At 43.2% G+C, this 23,738-nt stretch carries 15 protein-coding genes and 1 pseudogene; 10 read left to right on the forward strand and 6 right to left on the reverse strand.

Features of this window, described 5'->3' with window-relative positions:
- The first annotated feature begins 120 nt into the window (after positions 1-120).
- The 9 genes and pseudogenes from FBQ94_RS14415 to FBQ94_RS14455 all read left to right on the forward strand — a co-directional run bounded on the left by FBQ94_RS14415 (position 121) and on the right by FBQ94_RS14455 (position 12,514).
- Positions 121-564, forward strand: coding sequence for a hypothetical protein (locus FBQ94_RS14415; RefSeq protein ID WP_285442211.1), 444 nt, complete (start codon positions 121-123; stop codon positions 562-564).
- Positions 565-603: 39 nt separating this feature from the next.
- Positions 604-3,078: a tail fiber domain-containing protein gene (locus tag FBQ94_RS14420; protein ID WP_007220566.1), complete on the forward strand. Its 2,475-nt coding sequence runs from the start codon at positions 604-606 to the stop codon at positions 3,076-3,078.
- A gap of 486 nt (positions 3,079-3,564) precedes the next feature.
- A complete protein-coding gene (locus FBQ94_RS14425) occupies positions 3,565-4,560 on the forward strand; it encodes a S8 family peptidase (protein WP_285442212.1) in 996 nt (331 codons plus the stop codon).
- A 352-nt stretch (positions 4,561-4,912) separates the two neighbouring features.
- On the forward strand, positions 4,913-5,146 hold the full coding sequence (locus FBQ94_RS14430; protein WP_007220564.1) for a hypothetical protein: 234 nt from the start codon (positions 4,913-4,915) through the stop codon (positions 5,144-5,146).
- Positions 5,147-5,202: 56 nt separating this feature from the next.
- Positions 5,203-5,601, forward strand: coding sequence for a hypothetical protein (locus FBQ94_RS14435; protein WP_007220563.1), 399 nt, complete (start codon positions 5,203-5,205; stop codon positions 5,599-5,601).
- 95 nt (positions 5,602-5,696) lie between these two features.
- Positions 5,697-5,907 (forward strand): annotated as a pseudogene (locus tag FBQ94_RS14440) (transposase); the annotation flags it as partial.
- Between the two features lie 661 nt (positions 5,908-6,568).
- Positions 6,569-7,756 carry a hypothetical protein gene (locus FBQ94_RS14445; protein ID WP_007220562.1) on the forward strand — a complete coding sequence of 396 codons (1,188 nt, stop codon included), beginning with the start codon at positions 6,569-6,571 and terminating at the stop codon, positions 7,754-7,756.
- 420 nt (positions 7,757-8,176) lie between these two features.
- Positions 8,177-10,837 (forward strand): M36 family metallopeptidase, encoded by a 2,661-nt coding sequence (locus FBQ94_RS14450; protein WP_007220561.1) that lies wholly within the window; start codon positions 8,177-8,179, stop codon positions 10,835-10,837.
- Between the two features lie 348 nt (positions 10,838-11,185).
- Positions 11,186-12,514 (forward strand): ammonium transporter, encoded by a 1,329-nt coding sequence (locus FBQ94_RS14455; RefSeq protein WP_040543256.1) that lies wholly within the window; start codon positions 11,186-11,188, stop codon positions 12,512-12,514.
- A gap of 1,041 nt (positions 12,515-13,555) precedes the next feature.
- On the opposite strand, the gene FBQ94_RS14460 is transcribed toward FBQ94_RS14455, so the two are convergent.
- Complete coding sequence (locus FBQ94_RS14460) at positions 13,556-13,738, reverse strand: hypothetical protein (RefSeq protein WP_285442214.1); 183 nt, start codon at positions 13,736-13,738, stop codon at positions 13,556-13,558.
- Positions 13,739-13,853: 115 nt separating this feature from the next.
- On the opposite strand from FBQ94_RS14460, the gene FBQ94_RS14465 reads away from it, so the two are divergent.
- Positions 13,854-15,776, forward strand: coding sequence for a tetratricopeptide repeat protein (locus FBQ94_RS14465; protein WP_285442215.1), 1,923 nt, complete (start codon positions 13,854-13,856; stop codon positions 15,774-15,776).
- Between the two features lie 632 nt (positions 15,777-16,408).
- Here the strand turns inward: FBQ94_RS14465 and FBQ94_RS14470 are convergent.
- From FBQ94_RS14470 to FBQ94_RS14490, 5 genes are all read right to left on the reverse strand, one after another.
- The gene (locus tag FBQ94_RS14470; protein ID WP_007220558.1) at positions 16,409-18,391 is read right to left on the reverse strand and encodes a PAS domain S-box protein; all 1,983 of its coding nucleotides are present in this window, start codon (positions 18,389-18,391) and stop codon (positions 16,409-16,411) included.
- A gap of 1 nt (position 18,392) precedes the next feature.
- A complete protein-coding gene (locus FBQ94_RS14475; RefSeq protein WP_007220557.1) occupies positions 18,393-18,848 on the reverse strand; it encodes a response regulator in 456 nt (151 codons plus the stop codon).
- 243 nt (positions 18,849-19,091) lie between these two features.
- On the reverse strand, positions 19,092-20,945 hold the full coding sequence (locus FBQ94_RS14480) for a sensor histidine kinase (protein ID WP_007220556.1): 1,854 nt from the start codon (positions 20,943-20,945) through the stop codon (positions 19,092-19,094).
- A gap of 399 nt (positions 20,946-21,344) precedes the next feature.
- Positions 21,345-22,424, reverse strand: a complete 1,080-nt coding sequence (gene mnmA, locus FBQ94_RS14485; RefSeq protein ID WP_007220555.1) for a tRNA 2-thiouridine(34) synthase MnmA — start codon at positions 22,422-22,424, stop codon at positions 21,345-21,347.
- Between the two features lie 60 nt (positions 22,425-22,484).
- Positions 22,485-23,300, reverse strand: coding sequence for a site-2 protease family protein (locus FBQ94_RS14490; RefSeq protein ID WP_007220554.1), 816 nt, complete (start codon positions 23,298-23,300; stop codon positions 22,485-22,487).
- Positions 23,301-23,738 lie beyond the last annotated feature (438 nt).

A 23,738-nucleotide genomic window follows, 5' to 3' on the forward strand; every position in this document is an offset into this window, starting at 1 on the left:
TCATACTGATATACTTATCCTACAAAATAATTTATGGTACTCTTTCCCTTATTCTCTTAGTATATCAGATATTTATCCGGCTTTGTGCAACAAAGCCAGATAGATCTCAAAACGGGCCATATGATTTCTTTGTTGGCACAACTTCCTTCAGATAAACCATTACCAGTGTTTCCTACATCCCTTTATGTAGAAGATGCAAAACATATTCTCATTCTCGATTATGGTGTAAAGCCTTTGAGTAGTGATACTCGAGTGGCAGAGCCCGCCAGGATTTGGCGCCTTTCAATTCCGCCAGCGCCAATAAATCTAGAAGAAATAAGTAGGGATAGTTCTTTTGTTAAACCCTGGGGAATGACAAAAGATATCGACGGAAGTCTTATTATAGTTGACCGAGGCGAAGCGCATGATGATTTTGACTGGAGAATACCAGAAAACCCTCATGAGTTTGGAGTTATAATCAACTATACCAAAAGTTCTATACAACTGCAGCGTGCAATGACTGAGATTAATGAAATAGTTCAATTAGAAAAACCAGCCCACACAAACTTTACCTTGAAAAAATAAACTAATAATCCAAACAACTTATGCTTTAGGAGAAAAGATATGCAGATTAGAGAGCTTAAAATAACCGATTATAATGATGTATCTTCTTCAACTTCCCATCAAACAAAAGATCATTTGCAGGATGCTGAACATTATCATATACCTGTTATGCGAATGCATAATGCCAATTTGCATAGTTGGGGAATTGCCGGGGGGTTAATTGTAAAAAAGACAGGTGATTCTGAGTTAACTATCGAAGAAGGTTTAGCCATCGATAAAGAGGGCAGAAGTATTCCATTAGCCTCTATAGGTCAACAGAGGGGCAACCCTGGCCAAGCTTATATAGATAATAATGATAATGTAAAACCACCACATCTAAGTAAATTAATAGAGGTACCTATAAAATTTCCTACAATATATTTTAATGATGATGGCTCATATTACTTGACTATAGAATTATTTATAACGAATCTAACTACTAGAGAAATAGAAGGTGACCGTATTCCAGAGGGCAGTAGTTATCGCATTATCAGAAGACCGTTAATAAGAATGTATTCCACCGACAACTTTTCTTCCTCTAATCAATATGGTCTATCTATTATTTTGGCAAAAGTAACCATTGCTAACGGCATAATAGGTGAGCTTAGTGGTGCTGACCGTCAATTAGCCAATATTGGAGTTAGAGAGATCTTTTTTAAACAAGGTGGATATCTACCAAATAGCACACATACAGATATTGGAGACAATGTATGGGGTAAGATTGGCTGGAAGGGTTTATTTTTCAACAATTACTATGATCCTAAAGTTAACAAGAGCAAGAGGTTGAACGATGGTTTTTCATGTTATCAGTTGTTCGATCCTAAAAGTGGTGCACTTAGCATAGCTACAGGGGGAGATGGGAAAAAGGATGAAGATGTGGAACTTTTGGAACGGATGACAATTTTGAATAATGGTAATGTGGGCATCGGGACGACAGCCCCTCTATATCGTCTCCATGTGACTAATTCCGGTGGTTTTGGAAGTGAGAACTCCGATGGCACAGCGCAGGCAGGCAACGTTCCGCTCGTATTGCAGTCCGATTCCACGGTTTTCGGTATCTTGAACAGCCACTCTCGGCAGGCTTTCGCCCTGAATATCGAAGGGAATAACGGCACTACCTCAGCCAGGGGATATCCGGTCTTTTACGACAAGTACGATGGCAGTTGGCACCCGTCGATCCATTTACGCAACGGCAACGTCGGCATTGGAACGACGGAGCTGAAGGCGAAGCTTCAAGTCAATGGAGATGCTTATATCAATGGAAATACGATTGTTGGGGCAGGCGGGAATGGATTCATTAAAGTCCGCCACATCAATGGCAAAGACTATGTAAACGACAATGATGCAGGACTTTTTCTGAACTGGAACACTGCCCAACCTGTGTATGTAGGCGGCCAAGGGGGTGACGGAAAGCCATGTGCTCTTATCGTTACTGGCAGCATTGGCATTGGGACGACAGGCTCAGATGCAAAGTTAGACGTAAATGGGTTTACGAGATCACTAGGAGTTTCTGTTAATGACGGTACAAATTCGGGCGTTGGAAGGGGTTTATGGTTATGGCATCCGACAGATCCAAATCATGTAATATACAGTGCAAGTCCCTCCGGAAAAAGCCCTGCCGATAAGCCTGCTGTGAAGGGATATTTTGATAGCAATCATAGACTAAGAATAAGAACATGTATAGGTCAAGGATTTTTGTTCGAAAATAATTTAGAGACGGCGCTAGTCGATATCGACTCAACCAATGGAAAGTTCTGGACAAAGGGCGCAATCTATGCAGGAAATTCCGATATTTATTTTACGAACGTAGATCACAGACATAGCGGCTTTGGTAATACCGCCGGCTATGCCGCAATTGAAAATGCGGCAGACTATGGGGCATTAATGATCCTCGGCAGACAAACACCTCAGGGACGTATCGTCAAGTTATGGGATAGATTAGAAGTTTATGGTTCACAGAAGATAACTGGAAACTTAGGAACAAATGGGTTTAATCCAGATACCGAATTTCCCCAATGGTCAGGTGGTGGTATTTATACACACGACCTTTATGCAAGGGGTGCTGTTTATTGTGGTACGGGCGGTGAAAGTATTAATATTGCGTTATACGGTAACGGTACTGCTGAAAAAATAGGGAGTGCATATTGGAAAGTAAAATCAGATGTGAGGTTAAAAAAGGATATAAAACCACTAAAAGAATCTTTAAATAGAATGCTAAAACTCCGTGGCGTTACTTTCCGATGGAAAGAGCCTGAAAAATTTGGAAACAGTATTTGTGAGCAGATGGGCCTAATAGCCCAAGAAGCTGAAGAAGTATTTCCGGTATGGGGCACAACGTTTAGAGATGGATATAAAGGATTAGAAATTAAAGGGTTTGAAGCCCTTACGGTTGAAGCATTTAGGGATCTCAATGCAATGAACAATGAATTGATGACAAAGAATAAAGAACTTGAAGATCGAGTCAAGGCTTTAGAGAAGAAAATTAATGCTTTATAATTTAAATTTACTTTCCAACATAAAATTGACATGTATTTCTTATTAAAGGGATTTTATTCGTAATTCTGATTTTATGGAAAATTTATTTGAAGGAGAGATTAGAATAGCGTCTTGAAGAATTTAGAGCAGAATTTTGAGTCTGGTCAAAAGCACTTACTGACTTAGGCTAAGCAAATAGACCTGAGAATATCTTATCTCACGTATTTAGATTTGCAACCAGAACCCTTAGCTTTGATCTAACACAATATTGTGAAAAATTTCAACCACTTTAGATAATGAAAGGAGCAATATATGAAAGAGAAACACATTGTCTTACGGACCATTCGTGAAGCTACCCGTGATGTATTCCTTGGACCATTCTCACTGCCACGAGGAGCCGAATCAATCCCCGCAGGGTTGACTGTCGAGGTCGAGGAGGTTGACCGAAGTAAAATCTTAGCATTAACTCGCAATGCTGATGTCGTCGCCGTTGCTCCCTCTTTTCCAATGAGGCTCATTGCCCCCTTTGAGGACAAAGCCACAGCAAAGCCTGCCGCCGGTGAAATTGCCTGGGGTATACAGTCTGTAGGGGCGGATACATCACCTTTTACTGGTGATGGGGTCGTAGTTGCTGTACTCGATACGGGCATCGATGGTTCACATCCTGCATTTTCGGGCATGAATATCGTTCAGGAGGACTTTACGGGCGAAGGCAATGGTGATCAGCATGGGCACGGTACGCACTGCGCCGGTACCATTTTTGGTAGAACAGTCGATGGCATACGGATAGGGGTTGCACCAGGAGTGAAGAAGGTGCTGATTGGTAAGGTACTCGGTGCACAAGGTGGATCGAGCGAACAGATCGTCAGCGCTATCCAATGGGCTGTGGAGAATGGCGCTAATGTGATCTCCATGTCCCTCGGCATGGACTTCCCCGGCTATGTTGAGTGGCTAAAAGAAACACAAGGTTTTCCCTCCGAATTGGCAACTTCCCGAGCACTGGAGGGCTACAGGGCAAACGTGCAATTGTTCGAACGGCTTGCTTCGCTTATACGAGCTCAGGGAGCCATTTCACAGGCGGCGACTATCATGGTTGCGGCCGCAGGCAATGAGAGCCGAAGGGATGAAGATCCAAACTTCGAGATTGCGGTTAGCCCACCTGCGGTAGCAGAGGGTATTATCTCAGTCGGTGCTCTTGGCAAGGGAAACAATGGCTTCACAGTTGCAACATTCTCGAATACCGGCGCCAATGTCTCTGGTCCGGGTGTTGGAGTCCTTTCGGCTAAGGCCGGAGGTGGGTTAAGTTCGAAGAGCGGAACCAGTATGGCTACTCCCCATGTTACCGGTGTAGCTGCACTTTGGGCGGAAAAGATCAAGAAAACTGGAGTGCTTACCTCCTGGCAATTGACCGCCCGGCTGATTAGCTCGGCTATTACTGATGGCCTAAGCGGGTTAGATCCCTTTGACATCGGCGCCGGGTTGGTGCGTGCTCCTCAAGAATAAGGCGCTTGGTTATTGGATAATCCATGCGACTATATCTTGATTGTATAGGAATTTTCATTTTTTAAGTAGGTTGCTGTAGGGTGGATTAAGCGATAGCGAATCCACCTTTTTTGGAAATAGTAGTGGTGGATTCGGCGCAAAAACCAACGCCTTAATCCACCCTACTCATAACTTGATAATATAAATCTCACGGATTATCTCGCAGTCAAGATTTTCTTTGTAGGGCAACCCTTTAGGATTGCTCTTGGCAAGGCTAAAGTCTTGCCCTACGTCAGCGTATTTTTGGCGTTGACTATAGCACGAAAAATGGGTTATTGAAATATTCTTATATTAAATTATCGGAGATTTTATTATGAAAGAAAAATTAGAACAACGTCTTAAAGAACTCAGAACTGAATTTGAATCCGGCCAAAAGGCACTTGCTGATTTAGAGGGTAAACAAATAAACCTGAGAAATACCTTACTGCGCATCAGCGGGGCAATTCAGGTACTTGAGGAGGAGTTAGCAAAAGAAAACGAGTCTAAGGTAACAGACATTGGACAAATTAAGAGTACAGGCGAAGAGAGAACGGCAGTAGCTTCGTGAGACGATAAAGATAAGGATGATAAGTAGTATATCGAATGTCAGGAGGAGAACCGGCAATGAAAAAGGCAATCTGGCGTGCTTTTCCGGTTATCGTGTTTATCGCTTTTGCATCATGTAATACAAGCTCAACAGCAGTACCAATCAGCGCTGATGTGGTCAATTCGAGAGAGGAGGTGATAACAATGCAAGTTATCGTTCAAGTTTCAGCAGATGTAGCGAGTGCACTCCACCAACGTGGTACACTCACTGCAAAGTCGAAGGAACTGGTGAGGATAATTGAGATATTCAATCTCACGCTGCATCCAATGCACCGCGATACGGATGATCCCAATCTTCAGAGTTATTTTATAGTAGAGGTACCAGACCATGCAACCGCTCAGCGTGTGACAGACCGCCTCCGGCGATTGGAAGCAGTAAAGGCGGCATATGTTAAACCGCCGGATGAATTACCTTAGCCTATAATTTTTTTGGTCAATTCTGGCAATTCTGGCAATTCTGGGGACACTATACTTAATTATTGCCATTGTTTTAAAATAGGTAAGATGTGTGCATGTCCAGAATTGCTCGTGTAGTCGTACCAAAAGTTCCACACCATGTTACTCAGCGAGGAAATCGCCGTTTACAGACATTCTTCTGCGACGAGGATTATGAGGCATACAGAGACTTGATGGCTCAGTGGTGTATGCACTGGAACAATTGAAGTATGGGCTTATTGCCTGATACCATACCATGTACACCTGATTGCAGTTCCGCCTTCTGAAGTGGAGTGATTTTCTTTCCAGAGGCCTATCGGATGAAGAGGTCGAAAAGTTACGATGTTTGGTAAACAATTCCATAAGAAAAACGCCTTATTTAACATCTTCAGTGCCCTCTATACTTTTCAAGAATTTTTTCCAAAAAAATATCCTGAAAATTTTGTATCATTTTCCACAAAATCAAAGGTAGAATAGGTAATCTTTTGTGGAGAATTAACCAGAAACGATTTTCTAAAAGACGGATTTGCATCTGCTTAATCCATCTGCACAAATCTGTATTTTCAAAGGAAGTATTCCTTTAGAAAAAGAGCAATGTATGCCCATGTTCTCCTCTAATCCCCCCTAACCCTCCTTTAGAAAAGGGGGGAACGAGGGGTTTCCCCTTTTGTAGGGGCGGGTTTCAAACCCGCCCCTACGGAGGACTAAGGGGGATTACGGGTGGTTTGTTATTCTTCATCGTTTACACGTTTTCGCTTGATGCATATGGGGTAACATCCTAAAGGGTTGCTCTTACCCAGGTACATTCCAGCGGGGAAGCAAGGCTAAAGCCTTGCCCTACGGTTTCATAAAAAACGAAAGTAGCCAAAGGCCTAATTTAATGTTTAGAAAAAGAATAACAACGGAGCATTTCTCCTTAAGTTATCTATAGCTATAGGAGCACAGGTATATGGAAGGTCCCTCTCTTGTATTTTGTGCTTTGTTCGTCGTTACTTTATTTGGTTTTGCTTATACTACCAGGGCAGGTTTTCTATCTCAGGAGTATACCAATACCCCTCCTACTACCCCTTATACCCATGTCACGTTCTGCGAGATAGTTCCTTTTCATAAAAAATCATCTCAACCTGCATGGGAAGATCAGTCTCAGGAATGGCGGGAGAAAATGAGCGAATTAGGACAGCGAATGGCATACGCAAAAGTTGGTCTCGTCTATTTTGTACATGGTACTTTTGCCGGCGATGACCCTTTTGGTATTGTCCATGCTATCAGAACTGCCTATCCTAAGTTAAGTTCAAAGCTGAAGAAAGCGAATGATTATATCAAGAGAAGGACTGATGCAATACTTGCTGATAAAGGTAATTACTTGCCTGAATATGTTGAGCTTTTCGAAAAGGCTATCGGCGGCACTATTCCTTGTGAACGATTTATCTGGTCTTCAGAAAATCATCACTGGGGGAGATTGAAAGAAGCCATGAAACTTGCTGAAAATCTGGCAGTAAATGTTAAGGAGAAAAAACTATCCCGGGGAGAACGGGTATTGTTGATTGGACATAGTCACGCTGGTCAATTGTTTGCTCTGCTGACAAATTTTTTGGCTCGGTCGCAGGGGGTACATGAGCTTCTTAAGGTTTTAGTTCTCAGCGGGGTAGATGTTGCCCGGTTTGATAAGGCTCTGGAGGTAATTCGCGAGGTTCAACTGGATATTGTTACCTTTGGCACACCACCCCGCTATAGTTGGGGAAAAGGGAATTACCGTTTATTAAATATCATTAACCACCGTGGATACGGATACCTTGGGGGCTGCATGAAAGGATTTTTGAGAACAAAAGATGGAGATTATATACAGCAATGGGGAATAGCCGGAACAGATATTCCGGCTCTTACTGATAATGGGCTTAATAAGCAGCTTGATCAATATTTGGGCACAGGCTTTAATATAAACACCTGGCTGAAAAATATACGGGCAAGGATGAGAGTTCCTCATTATGGTGAAACCATATTAGTTGATTATAAAGACGCTGGCTTATTTTTCCCCAACTGCACGACAACCCTCTTTGGACATGGGGTATATACTAAATTTGAAAAAATGCTTTTCAATACACAGCTTATCGCAGATACATGGTATCGTAAATTATAAACCCGGGCCTATACTCTTGCTGCAGAAACAATTATGGAAAAGTCCTGAAGAGCGGGTGTGGTTGTCTGAAAAGTGATGAAGATATATCCTATAATCATGACATTCCTACGGGATTAGACAGGAAAAACAAACTAGACCTTCGGCTACTTTTGTTTTGCGGCCAGGCGTAGGGGCGAACTTTGTGTTCGCCCAAACGGAAAACAAATACAAACGTTTTGAATCTGCAAGGTAAGATTAAATACAAGTAGGGGCAGGTTTTAAACCTGCCCCTACGGAATTGCCGGCCGGTTTCAATCGTTGATCACGATAGAATTACCGTTGAACCAGTGTTATAATACATGAGGTTCAGGTTACACATCTGAACCTGCGATGGTGTTTCATAGAAGTTATTTCGGGTTTAAGAAAGAAGGAGGAATTGCCATGAGCCGAGAAATTGATCGTAGGAATTTTAGTGTCAATAAAGTTACACCTGCACGGGAAGCGGAACTGAAATCACGCGCATCGGAGATTTCAGACCGCCTCCCCGGATCTCAACGGATCAGGATCAAGCGCTTCGATACTACCACCGGTAATCCCGCGGTAATTACCTCGGAAGATGGGCCTGCCGAGACGGGTAATTATATTCAACGCGCCCTGGATCACGTGCGGAATATCAGCAAGGCTTTGGGTCTGACGGCAACCCAGCCGAATGAGTTTGTGGCAGACCCCCATATTCAACGCGCCAGCAGCGGTGCAGTTGCCGTTCACTTGCAGCAACAGTATAAAGGCATATCTATCTTTCAGGCAGCAGAAACGGTACGTTTTGCGCCAGATGGCAGACTGGAAGAGACTGTTGGCAGCAGTGTCGCAGTTGATCATGACAGGGAAGTTATTCCAAAGCTCTCTGTGCAAGAGGCTGTGTTAAAGACGGCTCAGCATGTAGCTACGCCTGACAGAGATGAATACAAAATGACAGATCAATTCGGAGAACCACTTACTCCAAAAAGTGTAGATTTGAGTGGTTTTGTACCGAAGATTATTGCAATCCTTTCTGATAAAGCTGACCAGCCTGCTGTTTTTGAGCCTGGCCCCTTTGGCGATAAAATTAAGGCCGCTTTGATCTGGTTTCCCCTGGATGGCGGTCTCCGGCTAGCATGGGAGGTGATCATAACAATGCCAAATTACGAAGGTCAGTACCGTACTATGGCAGATGCTGAAACCGGGGAGATACTCTATTGTAAACAGCTCGTACAATCTGTCAAAGCGCGAGGAAACGTGTATCATGTAGATGGTGGAAGCGCTCGCCAAATGACTCATTTCCCAAGTCCTTTAACAGATTACGGCCTGCCTCTGCCGAATTTCCCCTTCAATTTTCCCGATGACTGGGTTGAGGTGAATGCTACAATAGGCAATAGTGTGTATGCGCACCTGGGAGATACTGGCTCGGCGGTTCAGGGTGTTGTTCAGGATGGTGTCCTTACCTTCAATCCTGCTGATTCAAAAGGCGATGATCAGAAGGTTCTTAATATCTTCTATTATAACTGTTACATGCACGACTTCTTTTACCTGCTTGGCTTTCGGGAGGGGGATGGGAACTTTCAGCATAATAACCTTGGCCGGGGCGGTGTGGCGACCGACCGGGTTGATGCGCGGGCCCACAGTGGCGCGGTATGGGGAACTGCTAATATGTATACCCCTATTGACGGTTCAAACCCTGTTATGAACATGGGATTGGTGACATCAACGGACCGCCATACGGCCTTTGACTCCAGCGTGGTGTTTCATGAGTTTATGCACGGCGTGACGAATCGCCTTGTCGGAGGACCCATGAATGTCAGCGCATTAGAAGCTCCTCAGAGTAGCGGTATGGGAGAAGGCTGGGGAGACTATATAGCGTGTACTATCAATAACACCACGGTGGTTGGCGCATGGGTTGTCAAAAAAGCCGGCGGCATACGGGGATTCCCTTACGATAGTAATTTCCCTGATACTTTTGCTGATGTGGGAAAAGGCCGTTATACCGAAGAACATAATATCGGCGAAATCTGGTGTGCCACAATCATGGAAATGAACAGAAAGATTGGCGCTGTTCTGGCTGTTCAACTGGTTGTAGATGCCTTAAAGTTATCACCTGCTAATCCCAGTTTCCTTGATATGCGCGACTCCATACTGGCAGCTCTCGATAAAAAGCATGCAGCAGGCCAGTTGAGTTCGGGTGAGCACTCTACCGCCAAAAACGGTATCTGGTCTGTGTTTGCAAAGTTTGGAATGGGACCCAATGCAAAGTCCCATGGGGCGTCGCTGTCGGGTATTGTTGCTGATTTCAAAACTCCATCGGATACGACAGGGCAAAATATCCGTGTTGAGACAGAACCAAATATAGCTATTCCCGATAATAATTCATCCGGTTTAACCAGCATACTGACGATCTCACAAGCTGGGAAAATTAAACGGCTGGTTATCTCAATCAATATCGAGCATACCTACATTGGTGATCTCAAAGTAAGCCTGACAACGCCGGGAAATGGTACGGCTGTTCTGCATAACCGTACTGGCGCAAGTGCGGATAATCTGGTTAAATCCTATACGAGTGAAGATACTTCAGACCTGGCATCCCTTATAGGTGCACAAACACAAGGCAACTGGGTACTCAAGGTGGCTGATCTGGCCGGACAAGATGTCGGTACACTGCGAAGTTGGGGTATTGAAATAGACCTCGAAGCAGCATCTCAGGTTATCCGGGGAGAAGCAGCGCCAGCCCTGACAATTCCCGATAATAATCCTGCCGGGGCGCAGAGTGTTATTGGGATTACCCAATCGGGTGTAGCAAAAGGAATTAAGGTCAGTGTCGATATAACCCATACCTATATTGGAGACCTGCGCGTTGAGCTTGTAGCTCCATCAGGTCAACAGGTAATTCTTCATAACCGTACAGGCGGCAGTAAGGATAATTTAATTACGACCTATGATTCGATATCTGCTTCATCTCTGGCGGCTCTCATTGGACAGCAAATAGAGGGAAATTGGATTTTACGGCCTACCGATATGGCCGGACAAGATATCGGTAAGTTGAACAAATGGAGTTTGGAGTTTACTTTATAGGAATGACGATCTGTAGGGCGACCCTTTAGGGTTGCTCCCTCATATGCATAAAGTTAAAATGTGGAAATGGTGAAGCATAACAAACCACCCGTAATCCCCCTTAATCCCCCTTTAAAAAAGAGGGAAATCCCTTGTTTCCCCCCTTTTCTAAAGGGGGGTTAGGGGGGATTAGAGGGGAACAGGGACACGCATTGCTCTCTTTCTAAAGGGATACTCCTTATTTTATGGAACACTGTTTTTAGCTCGATGCATATAGGGTTGGTACCCCCGTGCATGTTCAGGCGGGGAGGCAAGGCTGAAGCCTTGCCCTACATTTACTTACGATACTTTGTGAAAGGAGGGTGGTTTGTGGTTGATGTATTGGCGCGGGATATACTCCTCATTGTTTATGGTCTTTGGTTAATCATAACCGGAATATTGGTCTTTCTTATGCAGGCGGGTTTTGCTTTTCTGGAGAGCGGACAGGTCCGCTCTAAAAATGCCACCCATGTCTACATGAAGATATGCGCAAATATCGGCATCGGCACCCTGGTCTGGTGGTTATTCGGGTTTGCTATTTTTTGCGGCAATTGGAATTATTGTCTTCTTGGAGTACTCGACCCGGTGAATATTGATATGTTAAATGTCTATGGGCACTGGTTCACGATGTGGGGGTTCTGCCTTGTTTCGTGTGCTATAACATCGGGGTCTATAGCAGAGAGGTTTAGTTTTAAGGCATACCTTATTTATGTTGTTCTCTATTGTGGTTTTATGTATCCGTTTTTTGGATGGATGGCATGGTCTGCCGGGCCGCTGACCAGATGGGGTTATGTGGATTATGCAGGTTCTGTTGTGGTACATTTTCAGGGCGGTTTGACAGCCCTTATTGCTGCAATGATTGTTGGGCCGCGGATAGAAAAATATGCCCGTACGAGTAAGAAATCATGGTTATTTGAGTTTGGCCGCGGGGAATGCTATACCATTCCGGGGCACAATGTTTCGCAGATGATACTCGGTGTATTCCTCCTGTGTGTATCTTTTTATGGCTTTAATGTAGGTTCTGTGGTACTGGGCGCATTATGCGAACCAACCGCTCATGCAACAGCACGCGGGATGATTACTGTTCTTGTGAATGATTTACCTACGACCACAATTAATGTTACGATGAGCATGGCGGGCGGTATCCTTGGCGCACTGTTTGGCGGATGGCTGATAAATAAAAAACCAGATCCTCTTACCACAGGAAACGGAGCAATAGCAGGGATGGTTTCTGTCTGTGCTGGCGCTGGTTTTTTTCATCCGGGTTTTGCTATTATTGTAGGTATTGTGAGTGGAGCAATTATTCCCCTGGTGGTAAAATCGCTCGATAAGATAGGGATTGATGATACCGTAGGAACATGTGGAGTGCATTGTACGGCTGGGGCTATTGGAGGTATTGCGACCGGGGTGATGGGGCTTATACGTCCTGCGTATCATGGAATTACTTGTGATATCGGTATACAGGCGCTGGGCTTTATTATCTGTATCGGTTATGCATGCTTGTGTGCTATTATCATATTTGGCGGGTTGAAAGTAGTAGGTTTGGGCCGGGTGAGCGAAGAGGAAGAGACTATGGGCCTCGATATTTCAGAGCATATGACGCCGACCTATCCGGAATTTGTATCAGGTGGTGTAATGGGTGGAATGAGGGGATTTTAAGCTGGGGGGACAAGCAAGGCAATTGTATCAAAAAGTAAACCACGAAGTACACGAAGAAAGAAGCACAAAGTACGCGAAGAAAAGGATAAGTTTAGAAAAAAGGGGACGAGGGATTTCCCCCTACGGAGAGCCAAGGGGGATTACGGGTGGTTTGTTATTCTTCACCGCTTCCATATTTTAGCTTGATTGTAGAGGAATTTTCATTGCATGTAAGCGGTTTTCAGGATGGCGCAGACAAACGATCTACAGGGACAAGGTTTGTCCGTGTTGTGTTTAACGTGTCATTGCGAGGGTAGTGTCCGAAGCAATCTCCTGAATAGTTGAGAAAAGATTGCTTCGTGAAAAAACCTCTCGCAATGACAAATACTCTAGAACCTCTTATGGTAAATTATCTTGATGTATAGGAATTTCAATGTTTGTTGTAGGGGAGAAGCATTTGCTATTCAGAAAATAGACTGCATTCAAAATGGAATGCCAGCAAATGCTTCGCCCCTCCGTGTGACCGTAAACAAAGTTGCCGAAGGCCTAATTTAATGCTTAGGAAATTCAAACAAAGAGTTCCTCCCCCTTGATGGGGGAGGTTAGGTGGGGGTGAAGGAAAAGGGCAACCACCCTCCCCTGGCCCCTCCCATCAAGGGAGGGGAAAAGGTCGCCGAAGGCCTAATGTAATGTATGTGGCGCCCGGAGAGGAGCAAGGCTAAAGCCTCGCCCTACATTTGATTAATAAGCAGGCAAACATATAGACAACTTAAAGAGAAACACTCCTGGTTATTGTTCTCTCATTTACAGTCTCTTCTCATGAAAAAATAAGAGCTGATGTGGGACGGAGGCTTTAGCCATGCCGGGAGCAATGAGGGTACACCATAATTCTGATAAAGCTATCTATAGGTTCTTCCCTATAAGACATGCTAAAAATTTTATAGCTATTCTCCTGTTAAAAGTAATGTCAGGAAAAGGTATTAAAAACATGATATCCATTTTAAAATTAATACTCTGTATTCCAATAATAACCCTTGCACAGCAAGGATTGTTTTTCTCTCTTCAGGCATCAGAAGATACAATGGACAGAATTTCCATCACTACTGATAGCAAAGCATTCGTGAGTTCTTTATTTACAAACACGAGCACGAATCCCCCCCTTTTTCCCTTTAGTATTAATTCCTCCTTTCCTGGCCTATCCCAGCCTCCATTTCCTAATTCCCCTAATCCTCCTACTCCCCCCATTCCCCCCTTTACTAAAGGGGGATTAGGGGGGATTAGGAGCGGGGAGCCAGGGAAAATTATTAGCGGGGAGTTAGGAGAAATTAGCAAAGAGGGAAGGGAGGAGACTAGGAAAGAGATGCCCGAGGGGGTTGGTAGAGAAAGTAACGGGGGAACTGAAAAAGGAAAGGTGTTTTTAGATAAGAGGGGATATGCGATGCAATATGCGGAAATGGGATTGGTCGACCTGGCTATACCTGAATTAAAAAAAATGAAAGAGTGTTATCCTGACGATATAAGAGTCTATGCATATCTTGGGTGGGCGTATAGTCAGAAATGTCAAATCCTGGAGACCGTTGAAGAATTTCAAAAAGCATTAGAAATTAATCCTGATCTGCAACGAGTACCCTTTGATTATCCCATGACAAAAGATATTCCTGCTATTATAAAAGAATTTACTATAACCTTTGAAGGTCTGATTGACCAGATAGACAGTTTTTCTGGCGCACATGAGGTACTCGGTTTATGCTGCGTATTGCAGGGAAGGTTAGGCGATGCTTTCCGTGAATACAGAAAGGTGTTACAACAGAAACCTGCGTATGAAAAACGGGATCTCATAGTATATGGAAAAACGCTGGTTCCTGCAATTGATCAGGCAATAACGGAATATGAAGAGATAGTAAAATCACAACCTGACTGTGTGGAAGCCCTTATTCCATTAGCTTGCGCCTATGCAGAGAAGGGAATGCTGGATGAAGCTATGGTGACTATGAAGAAGGCGATATCCGCAGCGCCTGATCGACCAGACACACATATGTATCTGGGTTGTTTTTACGCAAAGAGGTGGATGATGGATAAAGCCCTGGAAGAATTGTATAAGGCAAAAAATATAAGAACTCATATTCTTGAGAGGCTTCTTACAGATGGAGAACATTTTATCCAAAACGGTTTGTTTGATAAGGCAATAGGTGCAGCAAGGGATGCCGTTCAGGTAAGCCACAACGATAAAAGAGCGTATGAACTGCTTGCACTCGCATACAGCAAAAGCGGCATGACAGATAAAGCTATTGAAACGTGTAAAGAAACTATCCGTTTATACCCGGATAATCTTCCTGCTTACCTGTTACTGGGATGGATATATCTGCAAGGTGATTTACCAGAGGAAACAAAGGATTTGATTAAACAGGCAACCCTTGTTGAGCCTGAAAATACTGAGCTGAAAGCGCTCATGGCTTTTATGTATGCAGCTCAGAATCAGATACATCAGGCAATAGAGATGTGCGCTATGATTATGAATAAACCACGATCACACGACGGCGCTTTAAAGGATTATAGCTGGATTAAGGGGAAGGTGCCATCAATTGAACAAAAGCTTAGAGAGGTAATGGATGTTTTAGAATTGAAGCCTGATTATCAAGAGGCCTATATATGTTTGGGCTGGCTCTATGCAAAAAACGGCGAAGCGGAGAAGGCTATTGCTTCGTACAGAAAGGCGCTTGAATTGATCCCGGCTTCCTGTCGCCATGAGTCATCATCAAACGCCCCTAACGGTAATCCCTCCGCATCTTCCTTTCCTAACCACCTTAATCCCCCCTCTCCTAATTCTCCCATTCCCCCCTTTACTAAAGGGGGGTTAGGGGGGATTAGGAGAGGGGAAAAAGGATTGAACAGAATTTCCCGGGAAGAGCAGATAGCCGGTTTAGGAGAAAGGGCTGGTGGAACAGGAAGCCACACAGGGAAAATAGATTTTTACGACCTACTCTATACTACCCATGTACATTTGGGGAATATCTATGTGCAAAAAGGAGAGATACAGGCTGCACTGAACGAGTACAATAAGGCTCAGGAGATTCTATCAGGCAAGGCTCTGGATGATGTGGCGCAGGGATTGGCATGTCTTGATAAGGGGGATACAGAACAGGCCATACAACACTTCAATGCCGTGTTGAAGATCAATCCGCAATATAAAGAGGTGTATTTTTTCCTTGCAGATGCCTATGAGAAAAAGGGGCTGTATAGCGCTGGGATGGTTTTAAGGTTACAGGGGGAAAAGGTTAAATAAAGGGGAAAATAATGAGGAAGCTCAATGTGCTTTCCTTGTGTCCATGTGCGCGTTGTCTTGGGATGGGAGAGCAAGGCTGAAGCCTTGCCCTACGTCGTTCTTGCCATTCTTTCCCCCCTTTTTTAAAGGGGGGTTAGGGGGGATTAGAGGGGGGCAGGACACACATTACTCCTTTCCCAGGGGGATACCTCCTTATTCCTCCAGCGGGTTCAGGTTTGCAACCTGAACCCATGTTTTAACAGCACCATGTTGTAAAGATGGTAAATTGAGATGTATGTCAGAAAATACGCTCTATGTCTGGTAGACAAATTAATACGCGAAGGCTCCTAAAGATTACCGGTAAGTTGTCTATAAAAATTGAGAATAAGGCTAAAGTTAAGTCGGGACTACAAATAGAGGGTTCAGGTTACAAACCTGAACCCGCCCAAGCTTTTTCCCACGATCAGGGCGAACAAAAGATTCGCCCCTACCCAGGTTTTGCATCTTATTTTGAGTAATTACCTAAAGTGTTACCACAATTCTCATCAGGTTATTGTTAGATGCAATTCTTTGGCAGATGTGACGCTAAGCGTTGGAATAAGAATAATGCCACAGTCAGATCAATGGGGGCAGGCAAGGCTGGAAGCCTTGCCCTACATTGCTTTTAACTCTACGGGCAGGATAAGGGCTACTTTGGTAAATTCTCCCTCGATGCTGTCAATAACAATCTTACCGCCGTGATTCTTGATTATTTTATGACTGATGCTTAATCCCAATCCGGTTCCTTCTCCATGAGGTTTTGTAGTAAAAAAGGGCTTTATTGCTTCATTCTTTATCTTTGCAGATATACCGATACCGTGATCATAAAACGTAATTTTTACATAGGGATGATTCTGTATTGTTATTCTCTCACCTAAAATCTCAAGGATTTTATTCTCATGCGTTTCCGGATATTTTTGGTTCAGGGCATACCGTGCATTATGGACAAGATTCAAAAAAACCTGTTGAATCTGCTGTGGATGCGCAAGTATTTCTGGCAAGTCCTGGGGAATATCTAACGTTACCCTGATACCGTCTTTTCGCAATTGTGCTTCTATGAGAAAAAGGGTATCAGACAGTACTTCATGAATATGGATATATCGCTTTTTCTCTTTTTTATCACCGGGCCGGGCAAAGGAGAGGAGACTGTGGACGATCTTCCCTATCCGGTCTCCCTCTTTCATAATCCGGTTCGCTATATCCTTTTCCCTGCTTCCCTCTTCACTTTTATTGAACAATATCTGAGCACAATTAATAATACCTGTTATGGGATTATTGATCTCATGAGCCACGCCTGCTGCCATCTCACCCAATGCTGCCAGCTGTCTGTTGAGCATGGCTTCCCTCTCCATGGCCACCTTTTCGGTAATATCCCAGAAAATGCCTAATATACCCATGCTATTACCTTTCTCATCTTTTATAGGGGTTCTCACAACATGGATTATTAATTCTTGCCCATTCTTAACATATCTCTCTTCCATTTCGTTCGTATGCCCCAGTTCCATAACCCTCATATCATCGTCCCTGTATTTCTCGGCAAGCTCTCTTGGATAGAGATCATAATCTGTTTTCCCCAATATTTCATCAGGTCTGATATGTAAATCTCCGGCTAAGTTTTCATTACATGATATATAGGTTAAATCTTTATCTTTATAAAATATCTTTTGCGGAAGATTTTCGAGTAATATTCTGTATTTGGCTTCGCTTTTCCGGAGCGCTTCCCTGGCTTGCCAGTGTTCTGCAATCTCAGCTTTTAACTCTTTATTTGCCTTTGCCAGGGCCACTGTTCTCTCTGCTACCCGTTGTTCTAATGATTCATTAAGTGCCTGTAATTTTTCTTTCATTCGTTTCCGCTCGGTAATATCTTCCATAACTGCAACGAAATGAGTAATAGTTCCTTCAGGATTTTTTATAGGAGAAATACAGGTGGAGTCCCAATAAAGTTCTCCGCTCTTTTTCCTGTTAATAAACTCTCCCCGCCATTCATTACCGGAAGTAATGGTATCCCATAACCGTTGGTATTCTTCAGGCGGTGTTTTGTCGGATTTTAAAATCCGTGGGTTCTTTCCGATGACTTCATCGGAGGTATAGCCCGTTACCTGGGTAAACTTGGGATTTACATATTCAATATTGCCATTGATATCAGTAATTATTACTATGCTTGGACTTTGCTTGACAGCGTTCGATAACTTGCGGAGATCATCCTCCATCCACTTGCGTTCAATAGCATAACGTATCGAGCGTACCAGCAATCTGCCGCCCAATTGGCCCTTTACCAGATAATCCTGGGCCCCTGCCTGGATTGCCCTGATACCGGTTATCTCATCATCAAGACCTGTTAACACCACGATGGGAATCTTTTGTGCCTGAGAAAGAATTTTGGTGAGTGTCGGAAGCCCCTGGCTATCCGGCAATCCGAGATCGAGTAATATCACATCGATATTATTCCGGGTAATACGGCTTAATCCTGATAAGAGCAGGTCTTTGTGCTCTAGTTCAAATTGACCAAAGCCGACCTCTTTTAACATCTCCTGTATTAACCGGACATCACCCGGATTATCTTCTATGAGAAGTATTTTGGTTGGTTTCCTGTCCACTTCATCCTCTTGGAGGTAGTTTGACAATAGTAAACCAGAAATTTTCGATAGCCTTTACTACAGAAATAAACTGATTGAAATCAATAGGTTTGACAATATAGCAGTTTGCGTGGAGTCCGTAGGATCTCAGGATGTCTTCTTCTGACCTTGAGACGGTTAAGATTACTACAGGGATATGCACCAGGTTATTATCTAATTTTATTTCAGTAAGCACTTCACGGCCATCTTTTTTTGGCAAGTTCAAATCTAGTAAGATAAGGTCCGGACGAGGCACAGCAGCATATTTACCCTTTTTTCGCAAAAAATTCATGGCCTCAGCGCCATCGCCAACTACATGCAGATTGTTTTTTAACTTAGACTCCTTTAGCGCCTCTTGCGTCAGGCGGACATCGCCAGGGCTATCCTCAACCAGTAAAATCTCTATCGGTGAAACTCGTGCTTCACTATTCATATTCATAAACTATCATTTTTCTCCTTGAAAAGAAATATTTTATTATGAGAGTAAACTACTTAAATACCTTAATATTTTCTTAGCAGGGCAATCCTTTAGGAATGCCAATCCCCGATGAGGCATTCAGGCGGGGAGGCAAGGCTAAAGCTTTGCCCTACGTACTTTTGTAACATCTTGCATCTCTACATCCTTTTTTCCTCGTGTACTTTGTGCTTCTTTCTTCGTGTACTTCGTGGTTTACCTTAATCTTTAGGTTCCATGTACAGGTATTGTAAAATAAAATGTTGAACCCTTCCCGGGTTCTGACTCCAGCCAAATTCTTCCATTGTGCCGGTTTATAATTTTCTTGCATATCGATAAACCCAGACCAATACCTGGATACTCCCTGCCGTGCAGGCGCTTAAAGATATTAAAAAGTTGTTTAGTATACTCCGGTTCAATGCCAATACCATTATCATGTACTGAGAAAATCCATTCGTTTTCATTGCGCCGGGCTGATATATGGATGCGCGGGGGCTCAGTACCATGAAACTTGATGGCATTGCTTATGAGATTCTGAAAGACCTGTAAAAGTTGTGAGCTATCTGCCATAACGGTTGGCAAGGTATCGTGGGTAATGGTTGTGCTGTTCTCTTTGATTGTCACTTCAAGATTAAGCAAGGCACGTTCAAATAAGGTTTCACAATCTACGAGTTCAAAAGATTTACCACGGCTATCCACACGCGAATATTCCAGTAAGCCATTGATCATCGTTTGGAGGCGATTCGCCCCGTCTACGGCATACGTAATAAACTCTTCTGCATCAGTGTCGAGCTTATTTCTGTATCGCCTCTCTAGTAACTGGAGATAGCTGGATATCATTCGGAGGGGTTCCTGCAAATCGTGAGATGCAACATAGGCAAAATGCTGCAGCTCTTCGTTGCTCCTCTTTAGCTCAGTAGAATGACGGAGTAATTCCTTTTCTGATCGTTTCAGATTCGCTATAAATTTCGCAAGTTCCCTGGACATAATATTAAAGCTATCCGCCAGGATACCAATTTCATCTCCTCGTTGTATTCGTACTTTGTATCCGAAGCTACCGTTTGAAATTTTTTTGGCCGCTTCCGTTAAATTTTTAATAGGTTCTGATGTTAACGTTGCAAAACTAATTCCCACGAGGGTAACGAGAACAGCACCCACTACCAAAAGGGTGACTGCAGTAATGCCTAACGCTCTCAACGGCGCGAAGGCCTCTGTCGTATACGTTTCTGCCAGAAGTATCAAGCCAAACTTGGGCATATATCTGGAGATACCGACTACCGACACATTCATATAATCAGGATAGATACCGGTCATCTCTTCATTCCGGTCGAGAATCCTGCGAACCGGTTCTATATCTATGATCTGTTTGAAAGGTGCATCATCGATAAACCTCGACTCTGTAATCATAATCTTATCTCTATTAACCAAATATACCTCGCCGGTTTCTCCCATTCCAATATAGTCTACTGTTATCCTATTTAAAGATGCCGGATTATAGACATTGATAATAAGACCTATCTTTTCTTTACTATATTCGGAAACAATAGGTGCGGAGGCTACTATGCAATTTACATGAAGAGGGGAGAAATATTGTGGCTGGCCAATGTATGCTTCGCCATAACCTTTCTTCGTTCCTTGCTTGAACACCTCCTGGTCAGAGAGATCCATACTTATTAATTTTTTATCAGTAGCGGAGATAACCTTGCCTTGTTTATCCACAAGGATTATGGCTAAAATATGCTCGGAGAGTGGCAGCTTATTTTTCGAGAGATACTTATTTAAGCGTCTTACCCTACCTTGGGTAAAGGGATCCTTCTTACGAAGAACCCTCTCAAGTCTTCTTCTTATGAATCCGTCGGTACTGAAACCCATAACCCGGATAATATTTCTCTCCATGATCTCCTCCACATGAAGTACTTTTGATTCTGCAATTGCTGTTAATTTCTCTAAAATCTGATTTTTTAAAGCGCTTCTGGCGGTAAGATAATGTACTGTAGTGATTGCTACAACAGGGATAAGAGAAATGCAGAGTGCAAAGAGAAGTAACTTACTTTTGAATGATAGGGATGAATAGAGTTTCAAAATATGGTATTATTTACATGTTTGCCACGAATATTCACGAATAGACACGAATACAATATGAAATAAAAGCTTGTGTTCATTCTTGGCTTAAAAGAAGTTGCCGAAGGTTTCATTTAAACGTTTAGGGAATTCCAATCTTCTGTTGTATGTTGTAGGGGCAGGTTTAAAACCTGCCCCTACTTGTTTGCCTTGTAGATTCAAAACGTTTGTATTTGTTTTCCGTTTGGGCGAACACAAGGTCGCCCCTTCAGAGATGCTATAAAAAGTCGCCAAAGGCCTATTTTATTCCCCTGTATGAAGAATATGCCCATGGAGACAACTTATCTTGTTAAAGAAGCCTAAGATAAATAAAGTTAGACATTTATACAAATACATATAAGTTTATCATGAAAATTTTCTTTAGCAAGTGTTTTTTCTCTCAATCCATCCCCCACCCACAACGGTATCGTTATGATAGAAAACAACCGCTTGCCCGGGGGTTATCGCTCTTTGCGGATTCTTGAATACAACACGCGCCTTATCCGGCCCACAGGAATATACGATAGCGGGTGCCGGAGTGTGGTTATACCGGATCTTTGCCTGTACTTCTAATGGTTCCTCCGGTTTATCAATGGAGATCCAGTTTACGCCGGATGCTACTAATTCATTCTCCATGAGTTCATCGGCAGCGCCAATTACAACCGTATTCTCTTGTGGATTTATATCAATTACATATCTGGGCGTACCGAATGCAATGCCAAGTCCTTTCCGTTGCCCTATCGTAAAGAATGGCACTCCCGGATGTCTTCCCAGGGTATTTCCCTGTCTGTCTTTGATAAAACCCGGAGCTATACGATTTCCAAATCGTTCATATAAAAGGTTATGATAATTATTATCCAGTACAAAGCAAATGTCCTGGCTCTCCGGTTTATCCTTCGTTTTCAGGTTCAAATTCCTGGCTACCTGACGTACATACTCCTTTGTCACAGCGCCCAAGGGGAAAAGGGTTTTTGAGAGTTGGTCCTGAGTGAGTGAAAACAGTACGTACGACTGGTCTTTTCGCGGATCTGCCCCTCTTTTGAGGAGGTATCTGTCCTTTGACTTTTCTATCTTTGCATAATGTCCGGTAGCAATAAAACCGGCATTCAGCATCTTTGCAAAGTCCAATAGCCTTCCAAATTTTAACTCCTGATTGCAGGTAATACAGGGATTGGGCGTTCTGCCATTGAGGTATGCAGTGCAAAAGGCATCTATAATACGATCAAAGGCATCCTTAAAGTTTAGCACGTGGAATGGAATGCCTAACTGGTCTGCTACGTTGCGGGCATCATTCGCATCTTCCAGACTACAGCAAACCTTGTTTCTGGTTATGGTATCGATTGTATCGATACCCAGCCGCATGAACAGGCCTATAACCTCATAGCCCTGTTCCACTAAAAAATGAGCGGCAACGCTGCTATCAACGCCGCCGCTCATAGCAATAACAACTTTTGTTTTCATAGGGATATGTTAACGGCATTATGAAAAACTTTGGAATTCCTGTACATATACCTGAAAATATTAAAGCTTAAGCGGTACAGGGGTAAAAGATATCAGAAATATGATAAACAGGATAATGCCCAATATCTTACGCTTGGAATCGAGTGTGGTAAGCTCATCTACCGGAGCGGGATGCCGAAAACCAAAAAACAGGAGCAGGATGGCAAAGACCAGCCAGCCTGGATACAATAAGATCGCAATTACGCAAAAAATAAAGATACCGATACGATAAACAACTTTGCTTTTTTTGCCTAACAGGGCATACATGACATGTCCACCGTCAAGTTGTCCAATGGGCAGAAGATTAAGCGCCGTGACAAACAGACCTGCCCAGCCGGCAAAGGCAACAGGATGGAGGTAAATGTCCATCCCCTGAGGCAGATTTCCAAATATAAGTTTCGTGATACAGATGAATAAAATCGGCTCTCCAAGTCCAAGATACAGAGAAGGATCGCTGGGCACAGGGCCTATATCCGAAAGGTAAAGTCCAATAATGATAGCGGGTATGGAAAACAAAAGCCCAGTCATCGGGCCAGCAGCGCCGATGTCAAATAAAGCCTTTTTATCAGGCATAAGCCCCTTCATTTTTATTACAGCGCCAAAGGTGCCGAAGGGTGGAAATGGAAGAGGCAGAAAATAGGGCATTGTGGCATCTACATGGTATTTACGACACATAAAAAAATGTCCTAATTCATGAGAAAGAAGGATTGTCATTATGGTAATCGAATACCATATTCCATTCACATAATATGTCGTCAGAAATGTTGCAATAAAGAGCAAGACATGGATTCGCGCTTTACTAAAGAAATTCGATGGGTTAAATTCTTCTCTGGGCATTTAGTCGTAGCATCTTCTCTAAGAGATAACTTGTTGTAAAGTACGTATGTTTTTTATAAGCTTAAGGATAATAAGTATCTAACGAAAAATTTTAACAGAATAGAATAACAAATTCAATTATATTTGAGCGAATTGATATTAATACCTTAATGTATATTTTGACTTTTGTTTTTATACAGAGCGACATAAGTTTACAACTCCCCGATAACTCCATTCGAGGACAAGCGTCTGCCATTCCGGGCTTGATGTTTAGGAAATTCAAAGTTTTTCGTTATGCCATGAACACACCCCTAACCCCTCTCAAGAGGGGAATAAACACACCCTCAACCCCCTCCCGGGCTTATCCTTACCCACAAGTATACAAGAGAGAGAGGAGAAAAGAGGGGGATGAGTGTATGTCATTGAGAAATGGATAGAATAGCGAGAATAAATTCCCAA

The organism is Candidatus Jettenia sp. AMX1, from assembly GCF_030263775.1.
Lineage (GTDB): Bacteria > Planctomycetota > Brocadiia > Brocadiales > Brocadiaceae > Jettenia > Jettenia caeni.

Excerpts from the sequence above, each read along its gene's own strand:
- FBQ94_RS14415 (WP_285442211.1), top strand. The coding sequence starts at position 121 with ATGATTTCTTTGTTGGCACAACTTCCTTCAGATAAACCATTACCAGTG.
- FBQ94_RS14420 (WP_007220566.1), top strand. The coding sequence starts at position 604 with ATGCAGATTAGAGAGCTTAAAATAACCGATTATAATGATGTATCTTCT.
- FBQ94_RS14425 (WP_285442212.1), top strand. The coding sequence starts at position 3,565 with ATGAGGCTCATTGCCCCCTTTGAGGACAAAGCCACAGCAAAGCCTGCC.
- FBQ94_RS14430 (WP_007220564.1), top strand. The coding sequence starts at position 4,913 with ATGAAAGAAAAATTAGAACAACGTCTTAAAGAACTCAGAACTGAATTT.
- FBQ94_RS14435 (WP_007220563.1), top strand. The coding sequence starts at position 5,203 with ATGAAAAAGGCAATCTGGCGTGCTTTTCCGGTTATCGTGTTTATCGCT.
- FBQ94_RS14445 (WP_007220562.1), top strand. The coding sequence starts at position 6,569 with ATGGAAGGTCCCTCTCTTGTATTTTGTGCTTTGTTCGTCGTTACTTTA.
- FBQ94_RS14450 (WP_007220561.1), top strand. The coding sequence starts at position 8,177 with ATGAGCCGAGAAATTGATCGTAGGAATTTTAGTGTCAATAAAGTTACA.
- FBQ94_RS14460 (WP_285442214.1), bottom strand. The coding sequence starts at position 13,738 with ATGGGGGGAGTAGGAGGATTAGGGGAATTAGGAAATGGAGGCTGGGAT.
- FBQ94_RS14465 (WP_285442215.1), top strand. The coding sequence starts at position 13,854 with ATGCCCGAGGGGGTTGGTAGAGAAAGTAACGGGGGAACTGAAAAAGGA.
- FBQ94_RS14475 (WP_007220557.1), bottom strand. The coding sequence starts at position 18,848 with ATGAATATGAATAGTGAAGCACGAGTTTCACCGATAGAGATTTTACTG.
- mnmA (WP_007220555.1), bottom strand. The coding sequence starts at position 22,424 with ATGAAAACAAAAGTTGTTATTGCTATGAGCGGCGGCGTTGATAGCAGC.
- FBQ94_RS14490 (WP_007220554.1), bottom strand. The coding sequence starts at position 23,300 with ATGCCCAGAGAAGAATTTAACCCATCGAATTTCTTTAGTAAAGCGCGA.